We start from the raw sequence: 26,155 nt of genomic DNA on the forward strand, positions 1-26,155 counted from the left end.
AATCCAAATGAATATTATAAATTTAGGAATTCTTGCTCACATTGATGCAGGAAAAACTTCCGTAACCGAGAATCTGCTGTTTGCCAGTGGAGCAACGGAAAAGTGCGGCCGTGTGGATAATGGTGACACCATAACGGACTCTATGGATATAGAGAAACGTAGAGGAATTACTGTCCGGGCTTCTACGACATCTATTATCTGGAATGGAGTGAAATGCAATATCATTGACACTCCGGGACACATGGATTTTATTGCGGAAGTGGAGCGGACATTCAAAATGCTTGATGGAGCAGTCCTCATCTTATCCGCAAAGGAAGGCATACAAGCGCAGACAAAGTTGCTGTTCAGTACTTTACAAAAGCTGCAAATCCCGACAATTATATTTATCAATAAGATTGACCGTGCCGGTGTGAATTTGGAGCGTTTGTATATGGATATAAAAACAAATCTGTCGCAAGATGTCCTGTTTATGCAAACTGTTGTCGATGGATCGGTTTATCCGGTTTGCTCCCAAACATATATAAAGGAAGAATACAAAGAATTTGTATGCAACCATGACGACGATATATTAGAACGATATTTGGCGGATAGCGAAATTTCACCGGCTGATTATTGGAATACGATAATCGCTCTTGTGGCAAAAGCCAAAGTCTATCCGGTGCTACATGGATCAGCAATGTTCAATATCGGTATCAATGAGTTGTTGGACGCCATTTCTTCTTTTATACTTCCTCCGGCATCAGTCTCAAACAGACTTTCAGCTTATCTCTATAAGATAGAGCATGACCCCAAAGGGCATAAAAGAAGTTTTCTTAAAATAATTGACGGAAGTCTGAGACTTCGAGACGTTGTAAGAATCAACGATTCGGAAAAATTCATCAAGATTAAAAATCTAAAGACTATTTATCAGGGCAGAGAGATAAATGTTGATGAAGTGGGTGCCAATGATATCGCGATTGTAGAAGATATAGAAGATTTTCGAATCGGAGATTATTTAGGTGCTAAACCTTGTTTGATTCAAGGATTATCTCATCAGCATCCCGCTCTCAAATCCTCCGTCCGGCCAAATAAGCCCGAAGAGAGAAGCAAGGTGATATCCGCTCTGAATACATTGTGGATTGAAGACCCGTCTTTGTCCTTTTCCATAAACTCATATAGTGATGAATTGGAAATCTCGTTATATGGTTTGACCCAAAAGGAAATCATACAGACATTGCTGGAAGAACGATTTTCCGTAAAGGTCCATTTTGATGAGATCAAGACTATCTACAAAGAACGACCTATAAAAAAGGTCAATAAGATTATTCAGATCGAAGTACCACCCAACCCTTACTGGGCCACAATAGGGCTGACTCTTGAACCCTTACCGTTAGGGGCAGGGTTGCAAATCGAAAGTGACATCTCCTATGGTTATCTGAACCATTCTTTTCAAAATGCCGTTTTTGAAGGGATTCGTATGTCTTGCCAATCTGGTTTACATGGATGGGAAGTGACAGATCTGAAAGTAACTTTTACTCAAGCCGAGTATTATAGCCCGGTAAGTACACCTGCTGATTTCAGACAGCTGACCCCTTATGTCTTCAGGCTGGCCTTGCAACAGTCAGGTGTGGACATTCTCGAACCGATGCTCTATTTTGAGTTGCAGATACCCCAAGCGGCAAGTTCCAAAGCTATTACAGATTTGCAAAAAATGATGTCTGAGATTGAAGACATCAGTTGCAATAATGAGTGGTGTCATATTAAAGGGAAAGTTCCATTAAATACAAGTAAAGACTATGCATCAGAAGTAAGTTCATACACTAAGGGCTTAGGCATTTTTATGGTTAAGCCATGCGGGTATCAAATAACAAAAGGCGGTTATTCTGATAATATCCGCATGAACGAAAAAGATAAACTTTTATTCATGTTCCAAAAATCAATGTCATCAAAATAATGGAGCGGTCAGGAAATTTCTATAAGGCAATACAGTTGGGATATATACTTATCTCCATTCTTATCGGATGTATGGCATATAATAGCCTCTATGAATGGCAGGAGATAGAAGCATTAGAACTTGGCAATAAAAAAATAGACGAGCTCCGAAAAGAAATAAACAATATCAATATTCAAATGATAAAATTTTCTCTATTGGGTGAAACAATACTGGAATGGAACGATAAAGATATCGAGCATTACCATGCACGGCGTATGGCAATGGACAGTATGCTTTGCCGTTTCAAGGCCACCTATCCAGCAGAGCGCATCGATAGTGTGCGCAGTCTTTTAGAGGATAAGGAACGACAGATGTTCCAGATAGTCCGGTTAATGGATGAACAACAATCTATTAACAAGAAGATAGCCAATCAAATTCCGGTTATTGTGCAGAAAAGTGTGCAGGAACAGTCCAAAAAGCCAAAACGAAAAGGTTTCTTGAGCATCTTCGGCAAAAAAGAGGGAACGAAGCCAACGACAACAACGACTACGCTCCGTTCATCCAATAGAAACATGGTCAACGAACAGAATGCGCAGAGCCGTCGATTGTCAGAACAAGCCGATAGTCTTGCTGCCCGTAATGCAGAACTTAACAGACAACTGCAAGGATTGATTTGCCAAATCGAAAAGAAGGTGCAATCTGATTTACAAAATAGAGAAAGCGAGATAACAGCCATGCGTAAAAAATCATTTATGCAGATAGGCGGCTTGATGGGATTTGTTCTTTTGCTGTTGGTCATTTCCTATATCATCATACACCGTGATGCAAAGAACATTAAACGATACAAACGCAAGACAACGGATTTGATCGAGCAATTGGAACAGTCCGTGCAACAAAATGAGGTACTCATAACCTCCCGAAAGAAAGCGGTATATACTATTACCCATGAGTTGCGTACACCACTGACGGCAATAACCGGCTATACCGAACTTTTGCGGAAAGAATGCAATAGCGGTAATAATGGGCAATATATCCAAAATATACTGCAATCCTCCGACCGTATGCGGGATATGCTCAACACTTTGCTTGACTTCTTCCGCCTGGACAACGGCAAGGAACAGCCCCGTCTGTCACCCTGCCGGATTTCAGCAATCACGCACACACTTGAAACGGAGTTCATGCCTGTTGCCGTGAACAAAGGGCTGTCCTTGTCCGTGAAGACTGGACACGATGCCATTGTATTGACCGACAAAGAGCGAATAATACAAATCGGGAATAACCTGCTGTCAAACGCTGTCAAGTTCACAGAAGAAGGCGGTGTTTCTTTGATTACTGAATATGATAATGGAGTTCTGACACTGGTCGTTGAAGATACAGGTACAGGCATGACAGAAGAGGAACAGAAACAAGCGTTCGGTGCGTTTGAACGTCTATCAAATGCCGCCGCAAAGGAGGGTTTCGGGCTTGGGCTTGCCATAATGCGTAATATTGTGTCGATGCTTGGCGGAACAATCCGTTTAGACAGCAAGAAAGGGAAAGGCAGTCGTTTCACAGTTGAAATTTCTATGCAGGAAGCTGAAGAACAGCTTGGATATACAAGCAATACACCTGTTTATCATAACAATAAATTCCATGATGTTGTCGCCATTGACAATGATGAGGTATTACTTCTGATGCTGAAAGAGATGTATTCCCAAGAAGGAATACACTGCGACACTTGCACCGATGCTGCGGCACTGATGGAAATGATACGCCAGAAAGAATACAGCCTGTTGCTGACAGACTTGAATATGCCCGATATAAACGGTTTCGAATTGCTGGAACTGTTGCGTTCGTCCAACGTGGGCAATTCACCAACAATCCCGGTGGTTGTGGCAACCGCTTCGGGCAGTTGTAACAAAGGGGAACTATTGGCAAAAGGCTTTGCCGGATGCCTGTTCAAGCCGTTCTCCATATCGGAACTGATGGAGGTTTCCGACAGGTGTGCCATAAAAGCGACACCGGACGGGAAACCGGACTTTTCCGCCTTATTGTCCTATGGCAATGAAGCCGTCATGCTGGAAAAGTTGATAACTGAAACAGAAAAGGAAATGCAGGCGGTACGGAATGCAGCAAAAGAAAAAGACCTGCAAAAGCTGGATTCCCTGATCCACCACCTGCGCAGTTCGTGGGAGGTGCTCCGTGCCGACCAACCGCTGAATGTACTTTACGGATTGCTTCGTGGCGATGCTCTCCCGGATGGTGAAGCGTTAAGCCATGCCGTGACTGCCGTGCTGGATAAGGGAGTGGAAATAATACGGTTGGCAGAAGAGGAAAGGAGAAAATACGAAGATGGATAAGACAAAAATAATTGTGGTGGAAGACAACATCGTGTATTGCGAATATGTCTGCAATATGCTGTCACGGGAGGGCTACCGCAATATGAAGGCTTACCACCTCTCAACCGCGAAGAAACATCTGCAACAGGCAACAGATAATGATATCGTGGTTGCCGACCTGCGTCTGCCTGACGGCAGTGGCATAGACCTTTTGTGCTGGATGCGAAAGGAGGGAAAGATGCAGCCCTTCATCATTATGACCGACTACGCCGAAGTTAATACCGCCGTGGAAAGCATGAAACTCGGCTCGATAGACTATATTCCCAAACAGCTTGTGGAGGATAAACTTGTCCCCCTGATCCGTTCCATACTGAAAGAACGTCAGGCAGGACAACGCCGTATGCCTGTATTCGCCCGTGAAGGTTCCGCTTTTCAGAAAATCATGCACCGGATAAGGCTGGTAGCCGCCACCGACATGAGCGTGATGATATTTGGTGAGAACGGCACGGGCAAGGAGCATATTGCCCATCTGTTGCATGACAAGAGCAAACGTGCAGGCAAGCCATTTGTGGCGGTGGACTGCGGTTCACTCTCCAAAGAGCTTGCACCGTCGGCTTTCTTCGGACACGTCAAGGGAGCGTTTACAGGTGCGGACAATGCCAAGAAAGGATATTTCCATGAGGCGGAAGGCGGCACGCTGTTTCTGGACGAGGTAGGAAACCTCGCGTTGGAAACCCAACAGATGTTGCTCCGCGCCATACAGGAGAGGCGGTATCGCCCGGTCGGAGACAAGGCAGACCGGAATTTCAATGTCCGCATCATCGCTGCTACCAATGAAGATTTGGAAGTAGCGGTGAATGAAAAGCGTTTTCGGCAGGATCTTCTGTACCGCCTGCACGACTTCGGGATAACCGTTCCTCCGTTGCGTGACTGTCAGGAAGACATCATGCCGCTGGCAGAGTTCTTCCGTGATATGGCAAACAGAGAGCTGGAGTGTAGCGTGAGCGGGTTCAGTTCCGAAGCACGTAAAGCGTTGCTGACACACGCATGGCCGGGCAACGTGCGGGAACTTCGGCAGAAAGTTATGGGTGCTGTATTGCAGGCGCAGGAAGGTGTTGTCATGAAAGAGCATCTGGAACTTGCCGTGACGAAACCGACCTCTACTGTCAGCTTCGCCTTGCGCAATGACGCGGAGGATAAGGAGCGGATATTGCGTGCGTTGAAACAGGCAAACGGCAACCGGAGTGTCGCCGCAGAACTGCTCGGCATAGGCAGGACAACACTATACAACAAACTTGAAGAGTATGGACTTAAATATAAATTCAAGCAATCATAGCCCGTAATTCACTGAATTTGGCTATCTTTGCATAACATTTGAGAAAAACGGCGATTGGCAGGAGCTTTTCGCCGCCAACATATAGGATAAGACCGCAAGGCGTTTCAAGCGAAAATCTGGTAAATTGGAACTACGGAGACGATTGCGTGATGCTTATGCTATGCTTACGCATAGCGTGCATTCACGTACTCTCCGTAAAGGCTTTACCAGAGCCATCGCTTGAAGGTAGTGTGAATTGCACGCTACTTTTTTACCCTTGCCTAACGAAAGGAAACGATTATGGGTAAAGTTCAGATTCTCGCCGTACTGACGATGGACGGATGTCTTTCTTCAGAGTTATATGATAAAGCACATCAGGATTTGTGCCTTGACCGTTGCGGTCTTGATGAAATCAGGAAGAAAGCCTTTTACCGTGTGACACCGGACTATTCCATTTCAATGCTGCACGAATGGAGAAAAGACTGCACAAACATCCGTTACCTCGCGGAAGCCACACCGGACACGGCAGACTATATAAACGGACTGCTGCGGATGCACGCTGTGGATGAAATCATACTATACACCGTTCCTTTCATATCCGGAAGCGGACGACATTTTTTTAAGTCGGCTCTGCCAGAGCAACACTGGACGCTTTCCTCTTTGAAAAGCTATCCCAACGGTGTATGTCGCATTATCTATATCCTTGATAAAAAAGCAAGATAGCCAAAATGTGCGGCAAGCATACATTTCTATTTTCAGGAATAGAATAAATGTTCTGATTACAAACAATTTAAGTCGGAGATAATTTGTCCTTGTGAAAAAATACTGAATTTTACACCTCTGAAATCCAGCACTTTGTAAAATTGAGTGTTGGATTTTTTATTTTCTGCCGCGTTTTTTGCCAATTATATTCATGTGCGCACGCAGAAAACAAAGTGTAATTTTCAAAATTGACAGAACCATGAATTATTTCTTGCTGGCGGAAACCGATTTTTTCCGCCTGATAAACGAAGCCGGCGACTGCAATATGGAAACGGCATACACGGCTTTCGCCACCCAAGTGATCGAACTGTGCAACGGCGGCATGGACATGAACCTTACCGTCATCGCGCTTGCCTACATCGAAATCGAGTTGCAGCACCATCCCGTACGTAATCTGTCAGAAGAAAAAAGAGAGATTGCCGCCTACGTCAGCAAGGCTCTGTCTTTCGTAAGAAAGATGCAGAAATTCCTTGCCACGCCCCAAGTGCCGCCACTGATATCCGCCAACAACACAACAGAAACCGCCACCAGCCTCCTGCAATGGACGGGCAATGCCATCGACCTCGTGGAACTTATCTACGGCATCGACGAGATGGGCTGCATCAACAACGGCAACATGCCGCTCAAACAGCTTGCCCCGCTCCTTTACAAGATATTCGGGGTTGAGTCGAAGGACTGCTACCGTTTCTACACCGATATCAAACGCCGGAAGAACGAAAGCCGCACCTATTTCATTGACAGGATGCAGGAAAAACTGAACGAGAAGATGCTCCGTGACGAAGAGATGGAGCGCATGAGAAGATAGGCTGACGATAAAACCCCAAAGAATAACGGGCGGAGTAAGGTATCAAACTTACTCCGCCCGTTTTCATTGTACCCCGTCAGCTATGTTATTTCTGCTGTAACAGATGTTTCAGATTTTCGTCGTTGGCAATCCGTTCCAGTTCCTCCTGAACAATCAGCTTGACTTCCTCCTTGATTCGCCTGTAATTCTCCTGCACCGTTTCCTTCATGCGGTCGTTACCGTTTTCATCCGTGAAGTCGGTAATGACGGGTATCTTCTTGTAGGCTTTTTCCTCGCGCTTCACCTTCTCGGCATCCACGACAATCTTACAGTGAAAAATTTTCTGTTCGATACGCTCGTTGAAGTTATCGGACACAGAACCGACAAACATTCCCTGCGTCAAGCCGGAAATCTTGCTTGGCGGGATAAGCGCGTCCATCTGTGTATTGATGGAGGTGGAAACGTCCTGCCTATTGATGGAAATGGACTGCCGTTTCTGCAAGACCTTTCCGAAGCGTTCGGATAGCGTCTTGGCGGTTTCACCCACCACCTGCCCGGAGAAGATATTGCTGACGGTGTTCATCACCACTTTAGCCTCTTTATCGCCATAGTCGCGCACCAACTGGCTGAAATCCTGAAAGCCCAGACACACGGCAACCTTATTGCTTCGTGCGGTGGCGATAAGATTATCCAGTCCCTTGAAGTAAATCGTCGGTAGTTCATCTATAATGACCGACGACTTCAGCATACCTTTTTTATTGATGAGCTTTACGATACGGGAGTTATACAGACCGAGAGCCGCACCATAAATATTCTGACGGTCGGGATTATTACCCACGCACAAGATTTTCGGTTCTTCGGGATTGTTGATGTCTAACGTAAACTCGCTGTCCGACATCACCCAATAGAGTTGCGGGGAAATCATGCGCGAGAGCGGAATCTTAGCCGACGCGATCTGTCCCATCAACTGCTCCGCAGCTCCTCCGAGCCATGCGTCCATAAACGGCGAGAGGTAGTTCTCCAGTTCCGGGTAAGAGGTCAGAATCGGGAAAATATCCTCGTAACGGCGGTTAAGGAACTCAATTGCATGGGGGAACGTGCAATACTTACCGTTCTGGAAAATTTTGAGATACCAGATGATAGCCGCGAAAAGGATGATGGGCGATTCTACGAAGAAGTCGCCCTGCTTTTGCACCCACGACTTATTGAGGTTGAGCATTATCGTATAGGCACTTTCGTAGGCATCCGTAATATCCTCCATAAAGTCCGGGTGAATGGGATTACAACGGTGCGAGCGTCGCGGGTCGTCGAAGTTTATCACATAAAACTTTGGCTTCACCTTGTAGCCCTCCGGGTGGTTCAGCAAATGATTGTAGGCTATCGTGGACAAGTCGCTGAATTTGAAGTCGTACACATACATCGAGAAGCCCTTTTCAATCTGCTGCTTGATAAAATTATTTACCACCGCGTATGATTTACCACTGCCCGGCGTACCCAACACGATGGAAGCCCTAAAGGGATTCACGACATTGATCCAGCCATTGTTCCAACGCTTTTTGTAGTAGAACCGTGTCGGCAGATTGACCGAATACTCGCTTTCGATAAGCCGCGTTTCCTGCATGAAGCTCTCGTTCTCGTTGTTGAACACGTCATCCATGAGGTTGTGCTTCAACAAGCGGCTCATCCACAGACCGCCCATCAGCAGACAGACATAACCTGCGCCAATGGTCAGGATATACAGTCCCGTAACCGCCTCTATCGGCAGCGGCAAAGCCAGTATCCACCAGTTGAGGAAGAACAGCACGAAGCCAACGGCAAGAGCCGTCCAAATTCGTCCCCAAGTGATTTTCTCACCTTTCACGCCCTTTGTCCCCAGACAGGACAGGGCAAGCAGAAGAACGGCAAACAGTTTCGTGTACAGGATGGAACGGAACAGCCCCGCCGTGCGGTTGAAGTTCATCAGTATTCTGTCCACCACGCCGATGTCCACTCCCCAAAGCCGGATGGCTTCATAGCAGAACCAGTACACGTTCATGACCACTAAAATAATACTCACGGCACGCAGAAAATCCATGATTTTCGCCAATGCCCTCAAATCGTCTTCTTGTTGTGACATACATTGATTTTTTTGATTGTTGAAACTCTTGATTACATTCCCAAGCCCTTGCGCTTCTTCTTTTTCTTCTTGCGCTGCATCGCCCGGATGAAGGCTTCCTCTTCGGCATCCACTGCCGGACCTTCGGGGGCAAACAGGTTCATGCCACCGGAATGGCTCTCGTATTCCCCTTTGGAATATCCTTGCCTGTTCTCCGGTTCCTCCACCGGAACGGAAAGCGGAATCGGCGGCTGTCCGGCATAAGGCAGCGTGAAGTGTTCCTGCAAGGCGTTGGCGGAAAGCTCCTTGCCCATGCGTGAGCCGTTCAGCACGCAGCCCGTGCGGTGGTCGATGAACGTGGCTCCGTAGATGCGCCCTTCCTCCGTGTAGCGCAGTACGGTGTCGATGCCCTTCCCTTTGAGCGCGGCTACAAACTTCTCCTTGTCATATGTGCCTTCCAGCACGGAAAGGACGGTGCGTTTCGTCATGTCAGTAAGTTTCCTGTCCTTAATCTCCTGCTTGGAACGGGCAAACTTCTTCTGCACAGCTTCATAGCCGGCGGACTTCCCGAACAGCGAGGACTTGAAAGGATTGCCGACCTTGTTGCCCTTATCGTCCGTGACGGAATAGACCAGCCCGTGATACTCGCGTCCGCGCACATTGCCATGCGCTTCCTCCACCGTCATATTATATAAGGAAAGGAATGCGCGGTATTCGCCCATCGTCTGAAACTTGTACCTGCGGTTCAGTTCTCTAATCACATTCCCCGCCTGCTTCTTCACGTCGCCCGCAGAAGCGTCCACTTTGCGCAGCGGCGTGTCAAGACGGCGGTTCTTGCGTTCCGCGTCATGCAGCCCGTATTTCCGTTCCAGTTCGCGTGTTATCTGCTTGCTCCGGTAAAAGTTATTCCGGGTGTCTATGCTCCTGCCGTCCTCGTCCACCCTGACCGTCACGATATGCAGATGGTGGCGGTCGATGTCCTCGTGCTTGAAAACGAGATACGGCTGGTTACCGAAGCCCATCTTCTCCAGATACTCCCGTGCGATGTTCTGAAACTCCGTATCCGTCAAAATATCATCGGGATGCGGATTGAGCGAGATATGTACCACCGGTTTCTCCACCTTCGACCGCACGGGCATCATGCCGAGAAAGTCCTCCATCGCCCTATGGATGTCCATCGTTCCCGTACCGTCATTGTAGATGCGGTTGGTCGTCAGAAGCCGCCCTTTCGCCTCGTTGATCTTCTCCCCGTTGTAGGCAAGTGCGCCGTACAACGAGTTTCCTACACTGATTTTTGCGACCATTTTTCCTGCATCTCCCTTGAAAGTTCCACAATCTTACGGCTCAGTTTTACGAGTTCGACGGTCTGTTGCTCCAGCTTGTAGAGCAACGCCATCGCCTTTTTCTCGGAAAAATGCAGCCTCAGTTCCTTCACTACTTGGTTGTAATTTGTACCTATCGCGCGGAACTGCGCATGAAAATCGGACAGTTTGGTGTAGTAATCCACCAGCGTCTTGTCCACTTTCAGCACTTTGAACGGCTGTCCGAAGAAGTGCGCTTTCAGGAAAACCGACTTGGCGTAAACGCCCGACTTCTCGAACATGGAGAGGAAACGGTTGTGTTCCTCCTCGCTGAAACGGACGGTGTAGCGGAACACCGCCGGATCGAGTTTGGGATTTCTCCCGCCTTTGTTTCTTCTTTTTTCACTCATATTACCTTGGATTTAGCGGTTTGACGGCATAAGCCGCCGCTTCGAGGCACAGCACCGCAGGTTTGAGAGGCTTCCCGACTTCGGAGGGTAAGCCCGCCCCCTGCAAGGGCAAGGCGTTTTCGTGGCTGCTCAAAATGTTTTGAGCGGCTGAAAACATACCTTGCTATGTTCAGGTGAACATAAAAATCCGTCGGGGACGGATTGGGGAATGCCATTCAAACTCCGGGCTGCGCCACCTGCGGCGAACCCTGCCGTTCGGGTGCAAAGTTACGTTCTTAACGCGGTATCGGACAGGGGCTTGACCCGGACAATCAGTGCCAACCGGCGCAACGTGCTGCCACTTGATAGAGAAGTGATACAGATTCAAAAATATCCTTGTTTATTTGCAGCATGATTCAAGAAACGAACGATTTGAAGATATGGAAAAAGGAACTTTCAGATACCCGGCAAACCGCTTCAACGGATATTTGCCAAACCGAATATCCGAACTGTCGGATACCCGGTTTTCCAGTGACGCGGTGATTCAAGGATTCAATGACTTCATGACGCAATGCCGTCATTCATCGGTTATCCGAATCCCGGCTTCACCATTGAAACGGATACGTGACGAACCAATCTGTCAGTGTTTCAGGGACGCGGATATGTATGTCACCGCTTCCGTACAGGAACAGGAAAACAATTCATCAACCATTAAAAGCAATAGAACCATGAGTAATGAAATCTTCGTTGCATTCGCAACACAAAAGGGAGGCATCGGCAAATCGACCGTCACGGCTCTTGCCGCCAGCTACCTCCACAACGTGCAAGGTCACAATGTCGCCGTCATAGACTGCGATGCTCCGCAGCACAGCATCCACGGACTGCGTGAACGTGAAACGAAACTTATCGACGAGAGCCTCTATTTCAAGGCACTCGCGTGTGACCACTTCCGCAAGATCAGGAAGAACGCCTATCCGGTCATTGCAAGCGACGCCCTCAACGCCCTTGACGATGCCGAAAGGATGCTTGCCGAAGAAGAAGTGAAACCGGACATCGTATTCTTCGATATGCCGGGAACGCTGAAAAGCAACGGCGTGGTAAAGACCCTTTCACAGATGGACTACATCTTCGCGCCCATGAGTGCCGACCGCTTTGTCGTGGAAAGCACCCTGCAATTCGCCGTGATGTTCCGTGACAACCTCATGACGACCGGGCAGGCGAAAACAAAAGGGCTGTACCTGTTTTGGACGATGGTGGACGGCAGGGAGAAGAACGGGCTGTACGACCTGTATGAAGATGTGATTGCCGAAATGGGGTTGTCGGTGTTATCCACCCGCCTGCCCGACAGCAAGAAGTTCCGGCGCGACCTCTCGGAAGAGCGCAAGAGCGTTTTCCGCTCGACCATCTTCCCGATGGACGCATCCCTGCTGAAAGGGAGCGGCATCCGTGAGTTCTCGGAAGAAATCAGCCGTATCATCAAACCTCAATGATCATGGGCAGCAGGAAAGTGAACACCGAAGGCATTGACGAGGATCTGTTGATAGCCTCCATCGGCAGACGCAAGCAGGACGGGACCCTGTACCGTGCGCAGGAGCCGCCCGTACCTGCCCCCGAAGAAAAGAGCGTCCCGGAAACGGAACCACCGCCCACGGCATCCCCGTCAAGGGAGAAGGTGCAGAAAGACACCTCCCGCCGCAAACGGCAGGAGGACGACTATTCCGGTCTGTTCCTTCGCCGCAACGAGATAAAGACACGCCAGTGCGTCTATATCAGCCGGGACGTACACAGCAAGATTCTTAAAATCGTGAACGACATCGCCGGACGGGAAATTTCGGTAGGCGGCTATGTGGACACCGTGTTGCGCCAACATCTGGAACAGCACAAGGAGAAAATAAACGAACTGTACAAGAAACAACGTGAAGACTTAATTTGAATATGGATATGAATCAGGAAAAGAATCAGAAAAACAGAAGTCCGCACCATGACGGCGGAGGTATGCTTGCCCAAGTACAGGCGAGTGTGGAAATCCTGTCGCCCGTGCCGGTAAGCGGCAAATGCGGCGAAAAGGACTATGAACGGCTTTTCATCCGTGAACCCGAAGTAAAGGCACGCGAGGGGAAGATGGCATACGTGCGCCCGGAGTATCATGACCGCATCATGCGCATCACCCGTGTGATCGGGCATGACAGGCTTTCGCTGTCCGCCTACATCGACCATGTGCTTACACACCACTTCAACCAGTGCGAAGAGGCGATAAAGAGCCTTTACGCCCGGAATTACGATGCAGTATTTTAACCCTTAAAAGAGAATGCGCATGAATGGAACAATAAGCATGACTGACATTCTGCTGGCCGTATCGGTCGGCTGTAACCTGTGGTTCCTGTTCCTGCTGCTCTACGACCGCATCATGGAAACGAGATTCGTCCGCTTCCTGAAAGGCATTGCCGGGCTTTGGCGGTCATTGGGCGGCACGGAGGTGAAGCAGGAAACGGTACGGGAAACACCTCCCGCAGAAACATCGGACATCATCGGCAGGAGCCGTTTCAAAATGGCATCAACCCGGACAACCGCTGCCATACCAACGCAAGAAGCAGCCACTTCGGAAAAAGGTATTGAGCTGTCGGAGGAAGAGGCTACTTTTGACGACGGAAACACGGAAACCGTGTCCCATCCGGCACAAGTTCCGGAGGAAAAACTCGATGAAACCTTCACGAGCATCCCGCCTTCGGAACTGGAGTTCGGGGAGGATGAACCGGAGGACGGAACGCCCGACACACCAAGAGCTACGGGAAGCAGTTTTGACGAGATAGACGATGCGGTCAGGGCTGCCAAGAACCCGGAAGCGACAACGGCAGAACGGGAACGTGCGGCAAAGGTCTTCTCCGATATGGAAGGAACGGAACTGTACGAGAAGCTGATGTCCGGCTCGACGGAACTGAGCATCCGTATCAAGGGGCTTATCGAAGTCCGGCTGAAGAAACCGAAAAAGGAATTTACCGTACCCGACAACATTGACGAGTTCAATATCCGGGACTATGTATAACGACTAAAAAAACAGTGGAAATGAAAACGTAAGACGGCATCACACCATGCGCACGGCAGTACAAGGTACAGCCAATCCGCAACGGACACACCCAAGTCCGTGGAAACAAACGGGCAACCACTAAAACCAAAGTAAAGTAATCAAGTATCAACCGCCCGAAAAAGGACTATCCACCCTTTGGACGGCACAAAAAAAGAACAGTTTATGAACAAGAACATCAGACAAAAGTTCATCATCTCTGCGGCACTTATGATTGCCGCAACCGCCTCCGCATTTGCGCAGGGAAACGGCATCGCGGGCATCAACGAAGCCACCTCTATGGTGAGTTCGTATTTTGACCCCGGCACGAAACTTATCTATGCCATCGGCGCGGTGGTCGGTCTTATCGGAGGCGTAAAAGTCTATGGCAAGTTTTCATCCGGCGACCCGGATACCTCGAAAACCGCAGCCTCGTGGTTCGGCGCATGTATTTTTTTAATTGTAGCTGCGACTATCCTGCGCTCATTCTTCCTTTAATAAACAGTATGGCTGAATACCCGATAAACAAGGGTATCGGTCGTCCGGTCGAGTTCAAGGGTTTGAAGGCTCAGTACCTCTTCATATTCTGCGGGGGTCTGCTGGCTCTCTTCGTCCTGTTCGTCATCCTCTACATGGTCGGCATCGACCAGTGGATATGTATCGGCTTCGGCGCGGCATCGTCTTCCGTCCTCGTATGGCAGACCTTCGCGCTGAACGCCCGGTACGGCGAACACGGGCTGATGAAGTTGGGAGCGGTAAGGAGCCATCCCCGATACCTTATCAACCGGCGGCGGATCACCCGATTATTCAAACGGCAACGAAAGGAAGAAACGACATGAGAAATACATCCAAAATGACAACACTGGAAAACAAGTTCCCCCTGCTGGCGGTGGAGCATGGCTGCATCATTTCCAAAGACGCCGACATCACGGTGGCTTTTGAGGTGGAACTGCCGGAGCTTTACACCGTGACGGGCGCGGAGTACGAGGCGATACACGGCTGCTGGTGCAAGGCAATCAAGGTGCTGCCGGACTTCTGCGTCGTACATAAGCAGGACTGGTTCATCAAGGAACGCTACAAGCCGGAATTACAGAAGGACGACATGAGTTTTTTGAGCCGCTCCTTTGAACGCCACTTCAATGAGCGTCCGTACCTGAAACATTCCTGCTATCTCTACCTGACCAAGACGACGAAGGAGCGTAACCGGATGCAGAGCAACTTCAGCACGCTGTGCCGGGGGCATATCATCCCGAAGGAGCTGGACAAGGAAACCGCCGGGAAGTTCATGGAAGCTGCCGAACAGTTCGAGCGCATCATGAACGACAGCGGCTTTGTCAGGCTGCGCCGCCTCTCCACCGACGAGCTTGTCGGGACGGAGAAGTCCGCCGGACTGATAGAGCGTTACTTCTCGCTCATGCCCGAAGGCGACACGACCTTGCAGGACATCGACCTCTCGGCAAAGGAAATGCGCATCGGCGACAACCGCCTGTGCCTGCACACCCTCTCTGACGCGGAGGATATGCCCGGAAAGGTGGCGACTGACATCCGCTACGAGAAACTCTCCACGGATCGAAGCGACTGCCGCCTCTCCTTTGCCTCTCCCGTGGGGCTGTTGCTCTCTTGCAACCACATCTACAACCAGTATGTGATTATCGACAACAGTGAAGAGAACCTTCAAAAATTCGAGAAGTCTGCGAGGAATATGCAGTCGCTCTCCCGATACAGCCGGAGCAACAGCATCAACCGCGAGTGGATAGACCAGTACCTGAACGAAGCCCATTCCTACGGGCTGACCTCGGTACGGGCGCACTTTAACGTCATGGCGTGGAGCGATGACGCGGAGGAACTGAAGCATATCAAGAACGATGTGGGCAGCCAGCTGGCGAGCATGGAGTGTGTACCGCGCCACAACACCATCGACTGCCCGACACTCTACTGGGCGGCGATGCCCGGCAACGCGGCGGACTTCCCGGCGGAAGAGAGTTTCCACACCTTCATCGAGCAGGCGGTGTGCCTCTTCACGGAGGAAACCAACTACCGCAATTCGCTCTCGCCCTTCGGCATCAAGATGGTGGACAGGCTCACGGGAAAACCGTTGCACCTCGACATCAGCGACCTGCCGATGAAGCGGGGCATCACCACCAACCGCAACAAGTTCGTGTTGGGTCCTTCGGGCAGCGGCAAGTCGTTTTTCATGAACCACCTCGTGAGGCAATACTACGAACAGGGTACGCACGTGGTATTGGTGGACACGGGAAACTCCTATCAGGGCTTGTGCGAGATGATCCGGCGCAAGACAAACGGGGCGGACGGCGTGTACTTCACCTACACGGAGGAGAAACCGATTTCATTCAACCCGTTCTACACCGATGATTACGTGTTCGACGTGGAGAAGAAGGACAGCATCAAGACATTGCTGCTGACGCTCTGGAAGTCGGAGGACGACAAAGTGACGAAGACGGAAAGCGGCGAACTGGGCAGCGCGGTGAACGCCTATATCGAGCGTATCAGGGCTGACCGGAGCATCGTCCCCTCGTTCAACACCTTCTACGAGTATATGCGCGACGACTACCGAAGGGAGTTGGCGGAACGTGAGATAAAGGTGGAGAAGTCCGATTTCAACATCGACAATATGCTCACCACCATGCGGCAGTATTACCGGGGAGGACGCTATGACTTCCTGCTCAACTCCACGGAGAACATCGACCTGCTCGGCAAGCGATTCATCGTCTTCGAGATTGATTCGATAAAAGAAAATCGCGAGCTTTTCCCTGTGGTGACCATCATCATCATGGAAGCCTTCATTAACAAGATGCGCCGTCTGAAAGGCGTGCGCAAGCAACTGATAGTGGAAGAGGCTTGGAAGGCACTCTCTTCGGCGAATATGGCTGAGTACCTGCGCTATATGTACAAGACCGTGCGCAAGTATTACGGGGAGGCAATCGTGGTGACGCAGGAGGTGGACGACATCATTTCCTCGCCTGTCGTCAAGGAGAGCATCATCAACAACTCCGACTGCAAGATACTCCTCGACCAGCGGAAATACATGAACAAGTTTGATGCCATACAGTCCCTGTTGGGTCTTACGGAGAAGGAGAAGTCGCAGATACTCTCCATCAACATGGCGAACAACCCGTCAAGGCTCTACAAGGAGGTCTGGATCGGACTGGGTGGCACGCAGTCGGCGGTTTATGCCACCGAAGTTAGTGCTGAAGAGTATCTGGCGTACACCACCGAAGAAACGGAAAAAGTAGAGGTTTACCGTCTGGCGGAGCAGTTGGGCGGCGACATCGAAGCCGCCATCCGGCAGCTTGCCGAAAGGCGGAGAAAAAAGGAATAAGTAGAAACAGATTCATCAACTAAAAAAGAAAATGCGTATGAGTATATCAAGAACGAAAATGCTGCAAGTCAGCAAGTGTTTAATCGGGCTGGCAGTCATGATGCTGCAATCCTGCGAAACCGTGGACAACCGCCGCGACCAGCTTTGCGGGAACTGGGAGAGCGTTGAGGGAAAGCCCGACGTGCTTATCTACAAGGAGGGCGAAGTCTATAAGGTAACGGTATTCAAGCGGAGCGGCATCCGCCGCAAACTGAAGCCGGAAACCTATCTCTTGCAAGAGGAGAACGGCAACCTGTTCATAAACACCGGATTCCGTATCGACGTGTCCTACAACGAGGCGACGGACATCCTGACCTTCTCGCCGAACGGGGACTACGTGCGCGTGAACCCGAAACCGGACCATCCGATAAGCGAACAATAACGACAACCACTAAAATCCAAAGTAACATGATAACAAGAATAACACTTATTATCTGCCTGTGCCTGTTTGCAGTCGGCAGGGCAAGCGCACAGTGGGCGGTGATAGACCCGTCCAACATCGCGCAGAGCATCGTGAATACCTCCAAGAACGTGGTACACACTTCCACGACCGCCCAGAATATGATAAAGAATTTTCAGGAGACTGTGAAGATTTACGAGCAGGGCAAGAAGTATTACGACGCACTGAAATCCGTGAACAATCTGGTAAAAGACGCCCGGAAAGTGCAGCAAACCATCCTGATGGTGGGTGACATCACCGACACCTATGTGACCAGCTTCCAGAGGATGATGCGTGACGACAACTTCACGGTGGAGGAACTGGGAGCCATCGCCTTCGGCTACACCAAGCTGTTGGAGGAATCCAACGATGTTCTGACGGAACTGAAGAACGTGGTGAACATCACCACGCTCTCCATGACGGACAAGGAGCGCATGGATGTGGTGGAACGCTGCTACTCCAAGATGAAGCGTTACCGCAACCTCGTGAGCTACTACACCAACAAGAACATCAGCGTGAGCTACCTGCGGGCAAAAAAGAAGAACGACCTCGATCGCATCATGGGGCTGTACGGGAACATGAACGAAAGATACTGGTAGCCTATGAATTTCGACAACCTTCACCAGATTCTGCGCTCGCTCTACGAACAGATGATGCCGCTATGCGGGGACATGGCGGGCGTGGCGAAAGGCATCGCCGGGCTGGGTGCGCTGTTCTACGTTGCCTACCGGGTGTGGCAGTCGCTGGCGAGAGCCGAACCGATAGACGTGTTCCCCATGCTGCGCCCGTTTGCGATAGGCTTGTGCATCATGTTCTTCCCGACGGTGGTATTAGGCACGATAAACAGCATCATGTCGCCCGTCGTGCAGGGCACGGCAAAGATGCTAGAGGCGGAAACGCTTGACATGAACCAGTACCGTGAGCAGAAAGACAAACTGGAATACGAGGCGATGATGCGTAACCCCGAAACCGCCTACCTTGTGTCGAACGAGGAGTTTGACAAACAGCTGGAGGAACTGGGCTGGTCACCCGGTGACATGGTGACGATGGCGGGAATGTATATCGAGCGCGGGATGTACAACATGAAGAAGGGCATCCGCGACTTCTTCCGCGAGATACTGGAACTGATGTTCCAAGCCGCCGCCCTCGTGATAGACACCATTCGCACCTTTTTTCTTGTGGTGCTGGCGATACTCGGTCCGATAGCTTTCGCCATATCGGTATGGGACGGCTTCCAAAGCACGCTCACGCAATGGATATGCCGCTACATACAGGTCTATCTGTGGTTGCCCGTGTCGGATATGTTCAGCACCATACTGGCTAAGATACAGGTGCTGATGCTACAAAGCGACATCGAACGGATGCAGGCAGACCCGAACTTCTCGCTGGATTCGAGCGACGGGGTGTACATCGTCTTCATGATAATCGGCATCATCGGCTATTTCACCATTCCCACGGTGGCTGGCTGGATTATCCAAGCCGGAGGCATGGGAAGCTATGGTCGCAACGTGAACCAGACGGCAGGACGAGCCGGAAGCATGGCGGGCAGCGTGGCAGGTGCAGCCGCAGGCAACATGGTCGGACGTGCCGGGAAGCTGCTGAAATAATCAACTGACAATTAAAAATGAATAAACAACAATGGAATTTAAGTCACTCAAAAACATCGAATCATCGTTCAGGCAGATACGCCTGTTCGGTATCGTCTTCCTCTCGTTGTGCGCCGTGATAACGGTATGGAGCGTGTGGAGTTCCTACCGCTTCGCGGAGCGGCAACGGGAAAAGATTTACGTGCTGGACAACGGCAAGTCGTTGATGCTGGCTCTCTCGCAGGACTTGTCGCAGAACCGTCCGGCGGAGGCAAGGGAACACGTGCGTCGCTTCCACGAGCTGTTCTTCACGCTCTCGCCCGAAAAGAGCGCGATAGAGCATAATGTGAAACGCGCCCTGCTGTTGGCGGACAAAAGCGTGTACAACTACTATTCGGACTTTGCCGAGAAAGGGTACTACAACCGCATCATCGCCGGGAACATCAACCAAGTGCTGAAGGTGGACAGCGTGGTATGCGACTTCAACGGTTATCCCTACCGTGCCGTGACCTACGCCACACAGAAGATCATCCGGCAAAGCAACGTCACCGAGCGCAGCCTCGTGACCACGTGCCGCCTCTTGAACTCGTCCCGTTCGGACGACAATCCCAACGGTTTTACCATCGAGCGATTCACCATCATCGAGAACAAGGATTTACAAACCATCAAAAGGTAACGGACATGAAGAAAATCAGGAAATCATTTTGGCGTGCGTACTGGAAGCTCCACGACAAAAAGAAAATGCTGGTGGCAAGGCTCAAAGGCTATCTGGACGGTTTGCCCCCGAAGACACGCAAACGCATCGTGCTGGCGATGCTCGCCGCCTTCGCGGTGCTTGCCCTCTACACCTTCGGCAAAGCCGTCTATGACATCGGCAGGAATGACGGCAGCCGGATAGTAACAGACCATGCCGGACAGGTGGAACTGTCCGTAAAGCCGGAAAACAATCATAATGTAATACCTTATTTATATGGAGCAGACGAAGAATGAACCTAAAAACGAGAACACGGCGGCTCCCGACAACGGGAAACCGAAGAAGGAGCGCAAGCCGCTGACCGAAGCCCAAAGGCTGAAACGTCAGAAAATGATAGTACTGCCCGCTATGGTGCTGGTATTCATCGGGGCGATGTGGCTGATATTCGCCCCGTCTTCCGACAAGGAGCAGAAACCGGGAACGGGTGGTTACAACATCGAAATGCCCGATGCCGACAAGGCGAACCGCCAGATCATCGGCGACAAGGCGAAAGCCTACGAACAGGGGGCGATGGAGGAACGGCAGGAAAACCGCAGCCGCGCCATGCAGGAGCTGGGCGATATGTTCGACCGCGAGGTGGCGGAAGCGGACGGCGGCATGGACTTCGACCTTGCCAATCCCGGAAATGCGGAAGATGCAACAGCAACATCATCCGCTCCGAAAACCATCCAATCCTCCGCAGCCGCCTACCGCGACCTCAATGCCACGCTCGGCAATTTCTACGAGCAGCCGAAGAACGACAACGCGGAAATGGACGAACTGTTGGAGCGCATCGCCTCGCTGGAATCGGAATTGGAAAGCGAGAAGGGCAAGGCGTCCGCTATGGATGACCAAGTGGCACTCATGGAGAAGTCCTACGAGCTGGCGGCGAAGTACATGGGCGGGCAGAACGGCACACAGCCACCTGTTGGACAGGCGGCAGAGCCTTACCCCGTGCAGAAAGCCGGAAAGAACACGGCTGCACCTGTCAGGCAGGTAACGCATCAGGTGGTGTCCTCGCTCTCACAGCCGATGAGCAACGCTGAGTTTGTCGCCTCCTTCTCGCAGGAGCGTAACCGCAGTTTCAATACGGTGGTGGGGGTCACGACCGTATCGGACAAAAACACCATTTCGGCGTGCATCTATAGGGCGCAGAGTGTGACGGACGGGCAAGCTGTCAAACTCCGGCTGCTGGAGCCAATGGCAGTGGCGGACAAAATTATCCCCCGTAATGCGGTGGTGGTAGGTACGGCAAAGATTCAGGGCGAACGGCTCGATATTGAAATTACTTCGCTGGAGTACGCAGGTACGATTATCCCGGTGGAACTGGCAGTGTATGACACGGACGGGCAGCCCGGCATCTTCATCCCCAACTCGATGGAAATGAACGCCGTCCGTGAGGTTGCTGCCAACATGGGCGGCTCGCTGGGCAGCAGCATCAATATCTCCACCAATGCAGGGGCGCAGCTCGCCTCCGACTTGGGCAAGGGGCTGATACAAGGCACGAGCCAGTATATCGCCAAGAAGATGCGCACGGTGAAAGTGCATCTGAAAGCCGGGTACAGGGTCATGCTCTACCAAGAAACGAATTAAGGAAACAATCAAATTTTTATTTACCACTAAAATCCAAAGTAAAATGAGAAAAGTAATCATCATGTTTGCCCTCGCTATGGGCATCGTAACTGCCAACGCGCAGGAGAACGTAACCGTTGGAACGGACAACGGAAGTGTAGAACAGCCGACGACAGAGCAACCGAACTTGACAAAGGAGGTCTATCCGCAGAAGGAGGCGGACGGCGACCTGTACCACGGTCTGACAAGAAAGCTGGGATTTGACCGCATGGTTCCTCCGCACGGCTTGGAAGTGACCTACGACAAGACCGTCCACGTCATTTTCCCCTCGGAAGTGCGCTATGTCGATTTAGGCTCGCCCGACCTGATTGCGGGCAAAGCCGACGGTGCGGAGAACGTCATCCGTGTGAAAGCTACCGTGAGGAATTTCCCGAACGAAACCAACATGTCCGTAATCACGGAGGATGGGAATTTTTACACCTTCAACGTGAAGTACGCCGCCGAACCGCTGCTGCTCAACGTGGAGATGTGCGACTTCATCCATGACGGTGAAGCGGTGAACCGTCCGAACAACGCGCAGGAAATCTACCTGAAAGAGCTGGGCAGTGAAAGTCCCATGCTGGTGCGCCTTATCATGAAGTCCATCCACAAGCAGGACAAGCGTGAGGTGAAGCATATCGGCTGCAAGCGTTTCGGCATCCAGTACCTTCTGAAAGGCATCTACACACACAATGGGCTTCTGTATTTCCACACGGAAATCAGGAACCAGAGCAACGTGCCTTTCGATGTGGACTACGTCACATGGAAAATCGTGGACAAGAAGGTGGCGAAGCGTACCGCCGTACAGGAGCAGATTATCCTGCCGCTTCGCGCGCAGAACTACGCCACCTGCGTGCCGGGCAGGAAGAGCGAGCGCACGGTCTTCACGATGGCGAAGTTCACCATACCCGACGGCAAGTGCCTCATGGTGGAGCTGAACGAGAAGAACGGCGGCCGTCACCAGTCCTTCGTGATCGAGAACGAGGACTTGGTACGCGCCAATACCATCAACGAACTTCAAGTGCGCTGACCATGAGAAAGTACATCGCAATAATCATAGCGTCGCTTGCCCTGTTCGCAGGGCAGGCGCACGCCCAGCGGTGCCTGCCGAAGATGCAGGGCATAGAGGTGAGGGCGAACATGGCGGACGGCTTCAGTCCCGGCGGCAATGACGGCGGGTACAGCTTCGGGGCGGCTCTTTCCACCTACACGAAGAAAGGTAACAAATGGGTGTTCGGCGGCGAGTACCTGCTGAAGAACAATCCATACAAGGACGCAAAGATACCCGTGGCACAGTTCACGGCAGAGGGCGGCTACTACTTCAAGATACTGTCCGACGCGCGTAAAATCGTGTTCGTCTATGCGGGAGCTTCGGCTCTTGCCGGTTATGAATCGGTGAATTGGGGCGAAAAGGTGCTGCATGACGGCTCCACGCTCCATGACCGGGACGCCTTCATCTACGGCGGTGCGGTGACGCTGGATGTGGAGTTTTACGTGGCTGACCGTATCGCCCTGCTCGCAAACCTCCGGGAGCGTTGTCTGTGGGGTGGCGACACGAGAAAGTTCCATTGCCAATTCGGGGCGGGCATCAAGATAATCATTAACTGACGCACCGCATGGAGCATACGGACATCGACATGATAAGGCGGATTCCGTTGGCGGACTTCCTCGCACGGCTGGGAAATGAGCCTGTCAGAAGGAGCGGAAACGAGCTGTGGTATCGTGCGCCGTACCGCAGTGAGCGCACGCCCTCTTTCCGCGTGAACGTGGCGAAACAGCTCTGGTACGACTTCGGCTTGGGCAAGGGCGGCGACATCTTCACGCTTGCCGGGGAGTTTATCGGAAGCGGCGACTTCATGGAACAAGTGAAATTCATAGCGGAAACCGCCCGCGTGCCCTTTGCCGCTATGGAAAAGCCGCAGTTCCTGCCGAAGCCGTCCGAACCGGTCTTCGAGGGAGTGGAAGCCGTCCCGCTGCTCCGCTCCCCGCTGACGGACTATCTGGCAGAACGGGGCATCCCTTACGCTGTCGCATCACGTTACTGCTGCCGACTGAATTACGGAGTGCGTGGCAAGCAGTATTTCGCTGTAGGCTTCCCGAACGTGGCGGGCGGCTTTGAAATCCGCAGCCGTTTCTTCAAAGGGTGCGTGCCGCCCAAAGACGTGTCTTCGGTAAAGACGGAGAATACCACCGCTGACGTGTGCAGTGTGTTTGAGGGATTCATGGACTTTCTTTCCGCTGCCACGCTCGGATTGGAAACGGGCGACTGCCTTGTGCTGAACTCCGTTTCCAACGTGGAAAAGGCGATGAAGCATCTGGACGCACGGACGCATCAACTGTTTCCTTGACCGTGACGAAGCCGGACGGAGGACGCTTGACGTTCTTGCCAGACGGTATGAGGCGCGTGTCACCGACCGTTCCTCACTCTATGACGGTTGCAAGGACTTGAACGAGTACCTGCAACAGACAACGAAAAACAAAAAAGCAACCATCTAAAAATCGAAGAACAATGAACATACTGAACAACAGAAACAAGAGAACAAACATCTTCAAGGCGGTGGCGTTATGCCTGATTGCCGCCGTGTCATCCACCCTCGTGTCGTGCGATGACGACATGGACATCCAACAATCCTATCCCTTCACGGTGGAAGTCATGCCCGTGCCAAACAAGGTGACGAAGGGGCAGACGGTGGAAATCCGCTGTGAACTGAAAAAGGAGGGCGACTTCGCTAACACGCTTTACACTATCCGCTATTTTCAGTTTGAGGGGGAAGGCACGCTTAAAATGGACAATGGTATCACCTTCCTGCCCAACGACCGCTACCTGCTGGAGAACGGGAAGTTCCGCCTGTACTACACGGCAGAGGGCGAAGAAGCGCACAACTTCATCGTGGTGGTGGAGGACAACTTCGGCAACTCCTTCGAGCTGGAATTTGACTTCAACAACCGGAATGTAAAGGATGATGGTTTGACCATCGTTCCCATCGGCAACTTCAGACCCTTGCTGAAATGATGCGTGTATTCATGACAATGCTCTGTTCGCTTCTGGCGGTCTGTTCCGTGTCTGCACGGATCAGCCGCCAAGAGGGGACGGACGGGCAGGCGGCAATCTACCGTCTGCCACTTTTCGAGAGGGCTGTGCGCTGCACGAAGTATTTTGAGGGCTGGCACTCGGAAAAGCACCACCCATACGTGGGGTGGGGGCATAAAATTTTGCCGGGCGAAAGGTATTCTGCACGCACCATGACGAAGCGGCAGGCGGACGCGCTCCTGCGCAAAGACCTGCGGAAGTTTATCGCCATGTTCCGCAGGTTCGGGGCAGATTCGATTTTGCTTGGCACGCTGGCTTTCAATGTCGGTCCGGCGAAACTTTTGGGCGGCAACGGATACCCCAAAAGCACGCTGATCCGAAAATTGGAAGCGGGCGACAGGAACATTTACCGCGAGTATGTCGCTTTCTGCAACTACAAGGGGAAACGGCACGCCATGCTGCTCAAACGGAGAAAGGCGGAGTTTGCACTGCTGTATGTACCATAAAGGAATTTCGTTCTAACAAAATCATCCCTGCTACAGAAATGTGCGGCAGGGATGATTCTTTCATTTTAGGTGTTTAGCATACTTAGTGTATGATATAGAATAAATTAAATTTCTTATTCTGCTTCTTATTCGTTAATTTTGCGGTACATTAAAAATTAGGATGTTTATACTTATATGGCGATATTTAATGATAAATTTAAACGCGCAAGATTGGACCAAAGTCCATATCTGTTTCATTTTATAAATGGACGTGACCATTCTCCCTGTACCACGTTGCAAAAGATTTTAGATGAAAAACAATTGATTAGTAATAAGGGATATATTTGTTTTTCTGCATCTCCTATTACAGCTATTAAGCGTTTTTTTGAAACAAAAACAAAGAGTACGGGACAACCTATGTATTTACCATGGGGATTAGGTTTTTCAAGAGATATATTAGTTCGAGATTTTGGAGCAAGAAATGTTATATATACGGATGGTAATGAAGATATACCCGAACATTTAAAGTGGAGAACTGATATTTTGAATGTGGATTCTTATGATTTTGAATATTTGAGAGAATGGAGAATTAAAGGGGAAACATTTGATTTTTCTAAATTTCCTCAAGGTGATATTATTGTTGTTGCTCCTGATACAAACTCTTTGAATCATTTGGTCGTAAAGTTTGATATGAAGTTTACACCGTATGTAAATTACTATACTGGTGATATTGAAGAAGATTGGAGCGAAGAATTTATAAGAGAATGGAAAGGTATTTCTGTAGATAAATTAGGCGTTGATAATTTATTAGATGATTTCGCTGTATCGGGTGCTACTATTTCACAAGAAATAGGTGAAGATATGGTGAAAAAATTAATTTCAGAAACTCCTTGGAATTTACTAACAAAAAAATAAAATTATCGCAGATTTTTACAAAGGTTTCTTTGCCTACTT

The 26,155-nt window shown here is 50.5% G+C and carries 26 protein-coding genes and 1 pseudogene; 24 read left to right on the top strand and 3 right to left on the bottom strand.

Going from position 1 to position 26,155, the window contains the following annotated elements:
* Window positions 1-7: 7 nt before the first annotated feature.
* The 5 genes from tet(Q) to GF423_RS04615 all read left to right on the top strand — a co-directional run bounded on the left by tet(Q) (window position 8) and on the right by GF423_RS04615 (window position 7,112).
* The gene (gene tet(Q) / locus GF423_RS04595; protein ID WP_118944864.1) at window positions 8-1,933 is read left to right on the top strand and encodes a tetracycline resistance ribosomal protection protein Tet(Q); all 1,926 of its coding nucleotides are present in this window, start codon (window positions 8-10) and stop codon (window positions 1,931-1,933) included.
* Window positions 1,933-4,251, top strand: coding sequence for a hybrid sensor histidine kinase/response regulator (locus GF423_RS04600; protein ID WP_010538247.1), 2,319 nt, complete (start codon window positions 1,933-1,935; stop codon window positions 4,249-4,251). Before tet(Q) ends, GF423_RS04600 begins: the two co-directional genes overlap by 1 nt.
* Window positions 4,244-5,566 carry a sigma-54-dependent transcriptional regulator gene (locus GF423_RS04605; RefSeq protein ID WP_010538248.1) on the top strand — a complete coding sequence of 441 codons (1,323 nt, stop codon included), beginning with the start codon at window positions 4,244-4,246 and terminating at the stop codon, window positions 5,564-5,566. Before GF423_RS04600 ends, GF423_RS04605 begins: the two co-directional genes overlap by 8 nt.
* Window positions 5,567-5,845: 279 nt before the next feature.
* A complete protein-coding gene (locus tag GF423_RS04610) occupies window positions 5,846-6,268 on the top strand; it encodes a dihydrofolate reductase family protein (RefSeq protein ID WP_004291474.1) in 423 nt (140 codons plus the stop codon).
* A 238-nt stretch (window positions 6,269-6,506) separates the two neighbouring features.
* The gene (locus tag GF423_RS04615) at window positions 6,507-7,112 is read left to right on the top strand and encodes an RteC domain-containing protein (protein ID WP_154327263.1); all 606 of its coding nucleotides are present in this window, start codon (window positions 6,507-6,509) and stop codon (window positions 7,110-7,112) included.
* An 85-nt stretch (window positions 7,113-7,197) separates the two neighbouring features.
* Here the strand turns inward: GF423_RS04615 and mobC are convergent, their stop codons facing one another.
* From mobC to mobA, 3 genes are read right to left on the bottom strand one after another with little or no spacing between them, the layout of a single operon-like run.
* On the bottom strand, window positions 7,198-9,207 hold the full coding sequence (gene mobC / locus GF423_RS04620) for a conjugal transfer protein MobC (RefSeq protein ID WP_154327264.1): 2,010 nt from the start codon (window positions 9,205-9,207) through the stop codon (window positions 7,198-7,200).
* Window positions 9,208-9,239: 32 nt separating this feature from the next.
* A complete protein-coding gene (gene mobB, locus GF423_RS04625; RefSeq protein WP_154327265.1) occupies window positions 9,240-10,490 on the bottom strand; it encodes a conjugal transfer protein MobB in 1,251 nt (416 codons plus the stop codon).
* On the bottom strand, window positions 10,469-10,897 hold the full coding sequence (gene mobA, locus GF423_RS04630) for a conjugal transfer protein MobA (protein WP_023056993.1): 429 nt from the start codon (window positions 10,895-10,897) through the stop codon (window positions 10,469-10,471). Before mobA ends, mobB begins: the two co-directional genes overlap by 22 nt.
* 419 nt (window positions 10,898-11,316) lie before the next feature.
* Here mobA and GF423_RS04640 point away from each other — a divergent pair, with 419 nt between their 5' ends.
* The 19 genes and pseudogenes from GF423_RS04640 (at window position 11,317) to GF423_RS04730 (ending at window position 26,116) form a co-directional block, all read left to right on the top strand.
* Window positions 11,317-12,366: a ParA family protein gene (locus tag GF423_RS04640; RefSeq protein ID WP_154327266.1), complete on the top strand. Its 1,050-nt coding sequence runs from the start codon at window positions 11,317-11,319 to the stop codon at window positions 12,364-12,366.
* A 2-nt stretch (window positions 12,367-12,368) separates the two neighbouring features.
* Entirely contained in the window at window positions 12,369-12,809 is a 441-nt protein-coding gene (locus GF423_RS04645; protein ID WP_154327267.1) for a DUF3408 domain-containing protein, read from the top strand.
* Between the two features lie 8 nt (window positions 12,810-12,817).
* Window positions 12,818-13,171, top strand: a complete 354-nt coding sequence (locus GF423_RS04650) for a DUF3408 domain-containing protein (protein ID WP_038608074.1) — start codon at window positions 12,818-12,820, stop codon at window positions 13,169-13,171.
* Between the two features lie 19 nt (window positions 13,172-13,190).
* Complete coding sequence (locus tag GF423_RS04655; protein ID WP_154538181.1) at window positions 13,191-13,919, top strand: conjugal transfer protein TraD; 729 nt, start codon at window positions 13,191-13,193, stop codon at window positions 13,917-13,919.
* A gap of 204 nt (window positions 13,920-14,123) precedes the next feature.
* Window positions 14,124-14,435, top strand: coding sequence for a DUF4134 domain-containing protein (locus GF423_RS04660; RefSeq protein ID WP_005809211.1), 312 nt, complete (start codon window positions 14,124-14,126; stop codon window positions 14,433-14,435).
* Window positions 14,436-14,443: 8 nt separating this feature from the next.
* Window positions 14,444-14,776, top strand: a complete 333-nt coding sequence (locus GF423_RS04665; RefSeq protein WP_084824243.1) for a DUF4133 domain-containing protein — start codon at window positions 14,444-14,446, stop codon at window positions 14,774-14,776.
* On the top strand, window positions 14,773-17,277 hold the full coding sequence (locus GF423_RS04670) for a TraG family conjugative transposon ATPase (protein ID WP_154327268.1): 2,505 nt from the start codon (window positions 14,773-14,775) through the stop codon (window positions 17,275-17,277). Before GF423_RS04665 ends, GF423_RS04670 begins: the two co-directional genes overlap by 4 nt.
* Before the next feature lie 37 nt (window positions 17,278-17,314).
* Entirely contained in the window at window positions 17,315-17,698 is a 384-nt protein-coding gene (locus GF423_RS04675; protein WP_206113379.1) for a DUF3876 domain-containing protein, read from the top strand.
* 26 nt (window positions 17,699-17,724) lie between these two features.
* Window positions 17,725-18,354, top strand: a complete 630-nt coding sequence (locus GF423_RS04680) for a DUF4141 domain-containing protein (RefSeq protein ID WP_154327269.1) — start codon at window positions 17,725-17,727, stop codon at window positions 18,352-18,354.
* Between the two features lie 3 nt (window positions 18,355-18,357).
* The gene (gene traJ / locus GF423_RS04685; RefSeq protein ID WP_151858910.1) at window positions 18,358-19,362 is read left to right on the top strand and encodes a conjugative transposon protein TraJ; all 1,005 of its coding nucleotides are present in this window, start codon (window positions 18,358-18,360) and stop codon (window positions 19,360-19,362) included.
* 31 nt (window positions 19,363-19,393) lie between these two features.
* On the top strand, window positions 19,394-20,017 hold the full coding sequence (gene traK / locus GF423_RS04690) for a conjugative transposon protein TraK (RefSeq protein WP_154327270.1): 624 nt from the start codon (window positions 19,394-19,396) through the stop codon (window positions 20,015-20,017).
* A gap of 5 nt (window positions 20,018-20,022) precedes the next feature.
* Window positions 20,023-20,331: a TraL conjugative transposon family protein gene (locus GF423_RS04695; RefSeq protein ID WP_154327271.1), complete on the top strand. Its 309-nt coding sequence runs from the start codon at window positions 20,023-20,025 to the stop codon at window positions 20,329-20,331.
* Window positions 20,312-21,667 (top strand): conjugative transposon protein TraM, encoded by a 1,356-nt coding sequence (gene traM, locus GF423_RS04700; RefSeq protein WP_154327272.1) that lies wholly within the window; start codon window positions 20,312-20,314, stop codon window positions 21,665-21,667. The genes GF423_RS04695 and traM overlap by 20 nt, the downstream gene beginning before the upstream one ends.
* A 43-nt stretch (window positions 21,668-21,710) precedes the next feature.
* The gene (traN, locus tag GF423_RS04705; protein ID WP_154327273.1) at window positions 21,711-22,715 is read left to right on the top strand and encodes a conjugative transposon protein TraN; all 1,005 of its coding nucleotides are present in this window, start codon (window positions 21,711-21,713) and stop codon (window positions 22,713-22,715) included.
* Window positions 22,716-22,717: 2 nt separating this feature from the next.
* Window positions 22,718-23,293: a conjugal transfer protein TraO gene (locus GF423_RS04710; RefSeq protein ID WP_154327274.1), complete on the top strand. Its 576-nt coding sequence runs from the start codon at window positions 22,718-22,720 to the stop codon at window positions 23,291-23,293.
* An 8-nt stretch (window positions 23,294-23,301) separates the two neighbouring features.
* Window positions 23,302-24,198: pseudogene (locus GF423_RS04715) on the top strand (toprim domain-containing protein).
* On the top strand, window positions 24,195-24,698 hold the full coding sequence (locus GF423_RS04720; RefSeq protein WP_154327275.1) for a DUF3872 domain-containing protein: 504 nt from the start codon (window positions 24,195-24,197) through the stop codon (window positions 24,696-24,698). The pseudogene GF423_RS04715 and the gene GF423_RS04720 overlap by 4 nt, the downstream one beginning before the upstream one ends.
* Window positions 24,695-25,222 carry a glycoside hydrolase family protein gene (locus GF423_RS04725; RefSeq protein WP_154327276.1) on the top strand — a complete coding sequence of 176 codons (528 nt, stop codon included), beginning with the start codon at window positions 24,695-24,697 and terminating at the stop codon, window positions 25,220-25,222. The genes GF423_RS04720 and GF423_RS04725 overlap by 4 nt, the downstream gene beginning before the upstream one ends.
* A gap of 273 nt (window positions 25,223-25,495) precedes the next feature.
* Window positions 25,496-26,116, top strand: a complete 621-nt coding sequence (locus GF423_RS04730; protein WP_235911536.1) for a hypothetical protein — start codon at window positions 25,496-25,498, stop codon at window positions 26,114-26,116.
* Window positions 26,117-26,155 lie beyond the last annotated feature (39 nt).

This window comes from Sodaliphilus pleomorphus (assembly GCF_009676955.1).
Taxonomy (GTDB): Bacteria; Bacteroidota; Bacteroidia; order Bacteroidales; family Muribaculaceae; genus Sodaliphilus; species Sodaliphilus pleomorphus.